Origin of the sequence: Paracholeplasma vituli (assembly GCF_025446935.1) — a bacterium.
GTDB classification, from domain to species: domain Bacteria; phylum Bacillota_I; class Bacilli_A; order Acholeplasmatales; family UBA5453; genus Paracholeplasma; species Paracholeplasma vituli.
Window position 1 is genome coordinate 54,041 of record NZ_JAOEGN010000013.1, and the last position, 9,984, is coordinate 64,024.

A 9,984-nucleotide genomic window follows, 5' to 3' on the forward strand; every position below is an offset into this window, starting at 1 on the left:
GATGACCCTTTCGCTTTATAAAATCATAAATCTATTATACAACATCTTCCATCATGTTTTGTAAAAAAAGTGAAGATGTGATAATATGTTATCGGATGTGATAAAAATGAAAAAAACGTATTTAGTAATTGGAATGGACACCTTCGGGATTGCACTCTGTGAAGAACTCACCACACTCGGAGCGGATGTCATCGCTTTAGATAAAAAAGAAGAAGCTATTAACCGTGTAACAGGGATTGTTGAAAATGCGGTCATTGGGGATTCAACCGATATCAACGTTTTAAGAGAAATCGGTGCACAACACGCAGACCATGTGATTGTTTCGATTCCAGGAAATGTTGAAAATAGCATTTTGACCACCATGATTCTGTCGGAAATGAAGGTTCCAAAGATTACTGTAAAAGTCGATAATGACTACCATGCAAAAGTAGCTGAGAAAGTAGGAGCCACAGAAGTGGTTTCATCTGAAAAGTCAGCTGGTCGTCGTCTTGCAAGAAGATTACTGTCAGATAACGTTCTAGACTATTATAATATCACGGATGATTATGGTGTCTATGAAATATTCATTGGAGAAGACTTCAAATCTGTAAAAATTGTCGATTTGGATATTCGTAATCGTTTTGATGTCAATATTTTGTTAATTAAGCGTGGTAAAAATGTCATTTTACCGAAAGCAGACAGTGAACTACGCAGTAAGGATATTGTCATTGTATTAGGTAAACACGACCGTATGTCGAAGTTTCAAAGTATCTTACACTAAAAAATCAGGAAAACCCTGATTTTTCTTTTTTCCGATTACGGATTACCTATCTAAAAAATGCGATTAAATGTGTTATAATACAAGAAAAAGGAGAACCTATGAAACTGTTGGTAGCGACTCAAAACAAGCATAAAAAAGAAGAGATTGAAGCGATTTTGAACCCCTCTTTTGAAGTGGTAACTCTCTCCGATTTAAACGATTTCGATGAAGTCGAAGAAACCGGTGATTCGTTTTTTGAGAATGCACTCTTAAAAGCATCCTATTATGCCAAGAAACACCAAATGTTAACACTCGCCGATGATTCAGGCTTGTGTATTGATGCATTAAATGGTGAACCAGGTATTTATAGTGCCAGATATTCTGGAGGGTCAGATCAAGAGAACATTCAATTGGTCTTAGACAAATTAAGAGATACACAAGACCGTGGTGCTCACTTTACCTGTGTACTCGTTTTGTATGACCCATCCACCAATGCCCATCAATCCTTTCAAGGTGACCTATATGGTATCATCGAATCCAAGCCAAAAGGCTCTAATGGATTTGGGTATGACCCAATTTTCTTCGTTCCTGAATACAAACAAACACTCGCAGAAATGCATTCAAAACATAAAAACCTAATCTCACATCGAGCGATTGCCTTACAAGCGCTCAAGGAGGCTTTAATATGAAAGTACTGATCACCTCGGATACCCATGGTCGTTATGACCGCTTACGCGCAATCAGTCTAAAACACGCTGACAAAGATTACCATCTGGATGCCGGCGATTTAGTTTTGACTCAAGCTGAAATGGAATCTCTGCATTTGAAAGCAGTCAAAGGCAATGGTGATTTGTATTTAGATTTACCGCTCCAACAAATTGTGATCATCGATCATAAAAAGTTCTTATTGGTCCACGGACACATTCAAGAAGTTAAATATGGCTTAGACAAACTCATCAAATTAGCTGAATACATCCAAGTCGATTACGTCATTTACGGTCATACCCATGAGCGTAAATTATTAGAATACAACGGCATAACCTACATCAATCCGGGTGCGATTTCCAACATTATCCCGTCTTATGCCATTTATGAAAATGGAAAGATAACTTTCCATCAAGGAGTTTAATTATGGAACAAGAAATCATCAAATTAGCAAGTCAAATCTTAAAAAAAGACGTCCAAGTTGTCGAACGCCTCATGGGTGGTATGAGCAATTATACGTATATCATCGAAGCAGAAGGGAAGAAGTACACATTTCGTAAACCTGGAGATAAAGCAGAAAACTTTGTTTCTAGAACCATTGAACGTAAGAACATTGATTTGGTTGAGTCCCTAGGTATTACCAACCATACTGTATACCTCAATCTAGAAAATGGTTTAAAAATCGCGGAATATGTTAACGGAACTGTACTGTCATCGATGCCACGTCAACCTCATTTAGAAGCGGTTGCGAAAACGTTAAAGAAGATTCATCAATCGGGCTTAAAGGCTGAAAATGACTATGACCATTTGGGCAGACTTGCTAAGTATGAATCTTATAACCATACCCTATCCCCACGCTATGTTGAGTTAAAAAATATATGGCTAACTTGGTTTGAACAATATAAAAAACTGCCAATGGTATTTTGCCATGGAGATGCTCAACCTTCGAACTTCATCATCACTAAATATAATGAAGCCTTGGTTGTAGACTTTGAATTCAGCGGCAATAATGACCCATATTATGATATTGCACAGTTTGGTAACATTGATTTTCACGATGCGTTAGCTCTACTCGATGTGTACTGTAACCATCAAGCTACTAAAGAAGATAAGAAACGTGTGATTTTCTACCGTATGTTCTTAACCCTTCAATGGCACCAAGTAGCCACATTTAAGCATGAAATTGGGTTATCTGAAAAACTCCATATTCCATTTGATAAAGTCGCAATAGCGTACTTGGATAAAGCAGAAGCTTTGAAAAATATGCACCTTGAGGTTTAATTTATGACACTCGAAGCGTTGTTAAAACAGCCTAAAACCCACGAAACGATTCAACTCATTGAATCGTTTTTAAACACGTCTTCGAATGAATCAGAACATACTCAAGCAAAATTCTTTTATGCAAGTCTTTTAACCCATTTAGGACAGTATGAACTATCTAATCAACTCTGTGAAACACTCTTAGAAGAGCTTAAACACAAAGAAGATGATGACCTCTATGTTGAAGTCTTATTCGTAATGAGCGAAAACTACATCGAACTTAAAGATTACAGTGAAGCGAAGAAGCGAATTGAACAACGTAGACGGGCATTACCGATATTGAAACAATACATGTATTACATGGACTTAATCCGTCTGGCCAAAGCAGAAAACGAACCCTATGATCAGTTTGTGAATAAAGCGTTAGAGGATGCGATACCCGAACAAATCCGTCAAACCCTTCAATTAGATAAACTCGATGGGTATGTGAATTCTGGAGCGTATGATCTCGCTATGGATATGATCAAGCAGCTTAGAATGAGACAGTTGTCACCAGAAACTGCACAAAAGCTTCAACTGATTGAACTCGATATTCTCACAAAATCGAATCATTATGAAGCCATTTTAACTATCACCCAAAATCAACATCACCCAAGACTTTATAAATACCATCTTTCAGCCTTAATTGGTCTAAAGAAAACACACCAAGTCTCAATTTTTGAAGTTGAACACGAAAAAGAATTCGAAACCTTAAGTGTCGAAGATCAAAAGGCCATTTACACGTGTCTAGTCGATTTTTACGATAAAGAAAAAGATACACTTTCAGCTGAAACCTATTCGAAGAAACTGAAACAACTTAAAAAAATCGAATCTAGTTTAAGTAAACCAATCGAAAGAACTGAAGTAGAGATACCAATAGAACCAGTCATAAAAAAAGACATCATGATTGAAAAAACAGTCATTCCTTTGGTTGAAAAACGCTATATAGACCGCTCCAAAGACTTTGAAGCGATTCACACGTTATTAAAAACGGGACTTACGTTACCAGAAACTGTATCTGGTAGAGAACAAGCACGTTTTTTACTCGAACAAGCACTTGATCAAAAACCATTTAGTACCGTATTAATTTATTTAAACGGGACTTTGAAAATGTATCGTAAAGGTCGTTTATACGACAAAATGATTGAAAAAGAAGATCTTCTAAAAAGCGTTTTTCATGCTGCTTTCTTAAAACAGGAAGACATCATTGAAGAGACCGACATCATCCGTTGGAATTACGATGTGATAACGAGAAAGCCCTACGATATAGAAACTGTTAAACGGCTCTATACATACGCCATAAAAAATGGGGCACTATCTTATTATCAAACAGATGATTCAACGCCTACGATTTATGATGACTATTTAAAACTATTAACCACACTCATTGAAAAAACCTTCACTCAAGAAGATAAACATGCTACAGTGTCTCAAAAACTAGAATTCTATCAAACGATACTTGATTCAAACCTCATCGCTTTAAAAATAGAAACTGAAGATGGTGTGCATCTCAATTTAAAAGCATCTAATCTTTTAGAGTTGAAGCAGAATCTATCGAGCGCTGAATACACCTCATCCATTAAAGGCGAAGACCAAATTAAGTACCAGCAATTTAAACAAAAACTCACAACAAGCCCAACACCTTCTGTAATCAGATATGAAATCCGTAACAAGATGTTTGAAGAACAAGTAATCAAATTCAATTCTATAAAAGATTATGCGATTGTTTCAATTTTAACCGATGTTACAAATACACTCATTGAACACGAATTACTTTCACAACAAGCGAAAATTGATGGCATTACAGGGCATTTAAACACGTATGCATTCTCGATTGATTTTGAGGATTATATAGATAAGAAATCGACCTTTGTTTTAATCCAACTACATGGTGTGGATGCGATTGAATCTCTCTATGGAAAAATGAAGACCGATGCGTTTTTTAAAGAATTTGCCGATTACTCGCTCAAACAGTTAGAAAATTCAGTGGTGTATACACTCGATAATCATCAAGTGTTGATGGTACTACCTTATAACGATGTTCGAACGGTCGAAAAAGCCCTCCAAAACTATTTCAAGGCACTTAAAGAAAACACATCAGTAATACTGGCTAAGCAACCATTTTTAGCTCATGCAGGTGTTATTCGTTATCCAGTGAATACGACGGAAACCAAACTTGAAAAAGTCATGCGTTTCTTACAGTTATCGCTTGAAAAAGCGAAACGCCGTTACAGCCATGTCCCATTCCAATACTTTGACTTCCAGGATTATCAAGAAGAACAATTTGAAGTGTCGATTATCGAACAAATGGACGATGCCATCACCCAAGAACAGCTTAAGTTGGTATTCTCACCGATTATTCATTTACAGACCAACAAAGTATTCTTGTATCAAGTGAACCCTATATTAGACACCTTAAGTGTTGACCCTAACTATTACTATTTGATAGCGAAAAGAAGACTTCAAATTGATAAACTCGACAAATATGTTTTAAAAACCGCTTTCCATTTTTTGAGTCAGCTCGCGGTGAAAACAGATAAATATATCCGACTTTCAATATCGATTGATGAAGACACATTCAGACAAAAAGATTTTAATGCCTACGTCATTGGTCTAATTAAACAGTATGATTTACCATATTCTGTAATTGAGTTATCGATAAAGTCCACAAGTTTAAGTGGAGTTGAATGGATGAAAACACAAGAACTCGCTGATTTAGGTATTCATATCGGTGCATCTGAATGGTTTTATTCAACGATGCCATCGGTTCATTTCATTCATCGCCGTGAACCCATAAAACTCGATCAGCTCAAAACACTAGATTTCATTTTGAGTTTTAAAGACTATCTTCAAAACCACCAAATGGGACTGATTTTAGAATCGATTGAAGATACAGATAAGAAGAAACTTAAAGATTATCCAGCCATTTATGTTAAAGAATCCAAAATGACTTATAGTGAAGAAAAACTCATTCAAATGATTGAGGGGGCTAAATAATGGTCACAGAATCTCTAGATCAGATTGAATCGTTGGTATTAAACCACGATCTCAACCAAACACATTTTAAAATTAAATCCTGTATTCATGTTTTAAGACAATCTGAAGGCATTATTGAAGCATTTTTAGCTAAAAGTGAGATTGAAAATACCTCTGAGGTACTCATCCATATTTACGGACTTTTACAAAACATGTTCGTCTCAATTGACGCCCTTTATGATTTAACCAAATTAACCATGAGCAATAAATATGCAGTTAACGTCAACCAAAACAAGAACTTACGTGAACTTAAGTACATTCGTAATGACATTGTCGGTCACCCAACCCATCGTACCTATTCGACGGGTGGTGTTGGATTCTCATTGTTTTCCATTCCAGAAACTTCAATGATGACCATTACCTATGAAACACACTTTTTTAAACAAAAGGCCCATGAGGTATTCAAACATCATATTTCGACACAAGAGTTGATTGAAGATTACCATCAAGAATCCAGAATGATCATCGATGAAATCGCGATGCACCTCCGTAAAGATACATTTAAACCTGAATTATCGATATTGGCAAAACAGTTCATGGATGGGATTTTACTTCAATCATTTGATGGGAATTTATTGGATCGTATCCAATCTAGTTTTTTACAGAATAGAGATATCCCAAGGGATTCTCATAACCGCTTAATATGGCGTATTGAGCTTCTAAATCTACTTAACAAATGGCGTGAATCTGATGAAGAGAAGCGTGAATTTGTGGAATATATGAAAGCTGAACAAGCTTATAAAATCTATGAAATGACTTCCCACATCGAATCGATTGAACCTCAATATGTTAAAATCGAACATCCAGCATTATTGGTTAGTTTTTTCAAATTTATCCGTGAAAATGGGACCCGCGAAAAGTATTTAAAGTATTTAAAATCGTTTGACCACCCGTACCACTATGAAGACTTAAAAGAACTCCTAGAGGATGCGAAGAACAACCTTAGAGTTAGAAAACTATTGACGTGGCTTCAAAAACAAACCTCAGAACAGCGTATATTTTTAATTGGAAGTGCCTTAGAAAAATATAAACGTACCGAATCAATTTCGGATTAACAACTACAAAAATGATAAAAGCACTCATTCCTGAGTGCTTTTTGACTTTTTCTTTCTTTCTTTGTGTGGTGTTGGATCACTTGATAGAATCATATGAGCGAAATAAGCCTTTACTGAAGCTTCAATTGCGAATTCTAAGGCAACTTTTCTTACGGTTTCATCTGAGGTCAATGAAGCTTCAATACCTAACATGGATTGAATAACTCGATCTAAGTTTATTTGGTAAACTGAATAGAGTGCTTCGACGTCGTTTGGGTCAGATAGAATACTCTTGATGTCTTGAATTGGTAAGACCCGTTTTAGATTCGCAACCATAATCAAAGAAGCAATTGCTTCTTTATCGTATTTCTTATCAACTGGATTCTTAACAACATTGTCTTTGACATAGTTATTGATCATCGATGCTGTAATGATGTCTTTGTCGGAATCTTTAAATGGGGGTAAATTCTTTTTGATGTAAGTCAAAACTTGGTCCATATAAAGATCGATTTCAGGTAATTTGTCATAACTTGGGGTTTTAAACACATGTAATAATTTGATTAGTTCATTGAGTTCATTCATCATATCACCAAAATCAGTATATCATATTTGAGTGCGTTTATGTCGTTTTTGTTATAACTTTACCTCATAACCGAAACAAGGTTCTAGAACAAATACGAAAATCCGACTAAAATCCCTTGATACAGTTTATAAAATAGATTACGTTTTTTTAGAGACTCGAGTGTCAACAACGTTGAGTTTTCTAAGGTTTCATCTAAATAGGATTTGATGTCAACCAAACTACTCGTTTTATAAAGCCATACTGTGTTTTCAAAGTGCAAGTAAAGGCTTCTAAAGTCAAAGTTAGTAGTACCTACTGTAGCTTGAACATCATCAATGTACACAATTTTCGAATGAATAAAGCCGTTGTTATACTTATGGATTCTCACATTAGGTAGCTGCAATAACTGTTTATAATAGTATTCTGATACGGTAGCGATATATTTTTTATCGGGTATACCTGGAATAAATAAATCGATTTCTACCCCTGAAGTCGCTTGTAAATAGAGTGCTGTCTGAAGTTCTTGGTCTATAATGAAATACGGTGTCGTAATCCAAATATGCTTTTTAGCAGATTGAATCATCAGCATATAGGTATGTTTTGTGATTAAGTTACGATCGAGTGGACTATCTGAAAATGGGATAACATAGCCATCTGATGGCATTTTAATAAAGTGGTGATCGTCGACTTTTTCAAATTGTTTTGTTTTATGTTCCCAGTTGGTTAAAAATATCCTAGAAAGGCTTTTAACCGCATCCCCTTCAATCAAAATTGAAGCGTCTTTCCAATGACCAAATCGTTCAATCACATTGAAATACTCATCCGCAAGGTTCATACCACCTGTAATGGCTTTTTGATGGTCAACGATGACGATTTTACGGTGATCTCGATAGTTCATCGATAGATTTAGTCGCGGTCTAACAGGGTTAAAGTTATAGACTTGAATACCTGCTTTACGAAGTCTTTTATCAAAGTCGTTAGGTAAATTCATTGATGAACCGAAGTCGTCATATATAATTCGGACATCCAGACCAGCGGCTGCTTTTTCTTTTAGGATGGGAAAAATTTGATCGAATGCTTTACCCGTATTGATGATGAAATATTCGATATATATGCAGGTTTTAGCTGCTTTAAAAAGTTCGAGTAAATAGTTAAATTTGGCCTCACCTGTTGGTATAAAGGTAGTTTTAGTATTCTCATAGATTGGCCAGACATCCATTTGTAAATGGTGTACGATTTTCTTTATTTGGGGGTCTTCGAATTCGATTTGAATCCCTTCATTCTTTAGATTCATGATCCGGTAGCTTTGTATCTTGGACATTTGCGCGGTCACTTTTTTGGTTAGATTATGGTTTTTAAAGAATAAGTAGAAGAATCCACCGAATATTGGAGCGATTAAAATCGGAATAATCCAGGCAATTTTATAGATTAAGGGTTCATCAGAAATTAAGACATAAAACACAACAAAATACGATAGGAATTCAAGGCTATAAAGTACCCACTGGCTTAGCTTAGAAGCCGAAAGAACCAACCATCCGAATATGAAGAGTTGGACCAAAATGAGTATACCAATGATTGTAATTCGATGTGTAATGAACCTTAATAATCTTGTCATATCGCCACCTCACTCTAATTATACTAAAAAAGCGTATTTTGGGTATATCTTTTGAGATTTCATCTCCAAAAGTCTATAATGAATTTACGGAGGGGATTGTTATGAATATAGAAATATGGATCGATTTTACATGTCCATTTTGCTATCTCGGCAAAAACCGTTTATTTAAGGCTTTAGATCGCTTTAAACATAAACAAGATGTGAACATAACCTATCGCAGTTACTTGTTGTCACCAAATGAAGATAATCGCGAAAACTTGAATAGTCACGACTGGTTAGCCAAACATAAAGACATCAGTATAGAAGAAGCTAAGCGCTTGAATCACACGGTTGAGATGATGGCATTTGAGGATGGCATACCACTTGATTTCGAACGCGTTATACCCAAAAACACCCTATTTGCTCATCAATTGATGCAACATCTAAGTGGTGAGTTACAGCTTAAGTTTGTCGACCTTGTGTATGAGGCTCAATTTCAACAGTATTTGGATATCTCAAATTTAGAAGTTCTCCTTCAAATCGCGAAAGAAGTTGGTATGGATAACCAAATGGTCACTCAAATACTCAAGGATAAAATCTATTTGAATCAAATTCAACAAGACATAGAACAGTCCAATCGATTTGGATTAAGAGGAGTTCCGTTTTTCATCTTGAATCGCAAATATAGTATTTCAGGTGCTCAAAATGAACTCTATTTCTTTGATACACTTGAGGAACTCTATTATGAAACCAGACCGAAGAAGACGACCAAGACCACCTATTGTGTGGGCGAACACTGTGAGCGTCAACCTAAGAAATGAGTGCTCAGGCACTTTTTTTTCGCGTTAACCATTCTCTTGTGAACTACCCACCACTTAATAGAAGTGAGGGCTTCCTATCCAAACCAGTGTACCCACCAGTGACTCAATAGGCTATCCCCGTAGTCCCTACGGTTCTTAGTTCTTTTATATCTCTAAAGCTAATTTGTACTGTCTTAATCCTTCTTTGTTGATAT

General features: G+C 35.9%; 9 protein-coding genes. 7 read left to right on the forward strand and 2 right to left on the reverse strand.

The annotated features are described in order from the left end of the window. The first annotated feature begins 106 nt into the window (after nt 1-106). The 6 genes from N7603_RS07115 (at nt 107) to N7603_RS07140 (ending at nt 6,834) form a co-directional block, all read left to right on the forward strand. Complete coding sequence (locus N7603_RS07115) at nt 107-760, forward strand: potassium channel family protein (protein WP_262096730.1); 654 nt, start codon at nt 107-109, stop codon at nt 758-760. A gap of 98 nt (nt 761-858) precedes the next feature. Continuing rightward, nucleotides 859-1,428, forward strand: coding sequence for an RdgB/HAM1 family non-canonical purine NTP pyrophosphatase (gene rdgB / locus N7603_RS07120; protein WP_262096731.1), 570 nt, complete (start codon nt 859-861; stop codon nt 1,426-1,428). After that, the gene (locus tag N7603_RS07125) at nt 1,425-1,868 is read left to right on the forward strand and encodes a metallophosphoesterase family protein (protein WP_262096732.1); all 444 of its coding nucleotides are present in this window, start codon (nt 1,425-1,427) and stop codon (nt 1,866-1,868) included. The genes rdgB and N7603_RS07125 overlap by 4 nt, the downstream gene beginning before the upstream one ends. Before the next feature lie 2 nt (nt 1,869-1,870). Beyond that, complete coding sequence (locus N7603_RS07130; RefSeq protein WP_262096733.1) at nt 1,871-2,725, forward strand: choline/ethanolamine kinase family protein; 855 nt, start codon at nt 1,871-1,873, stop codon at nt 2,723-2,725. A gap of 3 nt (nt 2,726-2,728) precedes the next feature. Further along, nucleotides 2,729-5,740: an EAL domain-containing protein gene (locus tag N7603_RS07135; RefSeq protein WP_262096734.1), complete on the forward strand. Its 3,012-nt coding sequence runs from the start codon at nt 2,729-2,731 to the stop codon at nt 5,738-5,740. Continuing rightward, complete coding sequence (locus tag N7603_RS07140; RefSeq protein WP_262096735.1) at nt 5,740-6,834, forward strand: hypothetical protein; 1,095 nt, start codon at nt 5,740-5,742, stop codon at nt 6,832-6,834. The genes N7603_RS07135 and N7603_RS07140 overlap by 1 nt, the downstream gene beginning before the upstream one ends. Nucleotides 6,835-6,858: 24 nt before the next feature. Here the strand turns inward: N7603_RS07140 and N7603_RS07145 are convergent, their stop codons facing one another. Further along, a complete protein-coding gene (locus tag N7603_RS07145; RefSeq protein ID WP_262096736.1) occupies nt 6,859-7,395 on the reverse strand; it encodes a DUF1836 domain-containing protein in 537 nt (178 codons plus the stop codon). 83 nt (nt 7,396-7,478) lie between these two features. Then, entirely contained in the window at nt 7,479-8,990 is a 1,512-nt protein-coding gene (cls, locus tag N7603_RS07150; protein ID WP_262096737.1) for a cardiolipin synthase, read from the reverse strand. A 101-nt stretch (nt 8,991-9,091) separates the two neighbouring features. Between cls and N7603_RS07155 the strand changes: the two genes are divergently transcribed. After that, nucleotides 9,092-9,790 (forward strand): DsbA family oxidoreductase, encoded by a 699-nt coding sequence (locus tag N7603_RS07155; RefSeq protein WP_262096738.1) that lies wholly within the window; start codon nt 9,092-9,094, stop codon nt 9,788-9,790. Nucleotides 9,791-9,984: the final 194 nt, after the last annotated feature.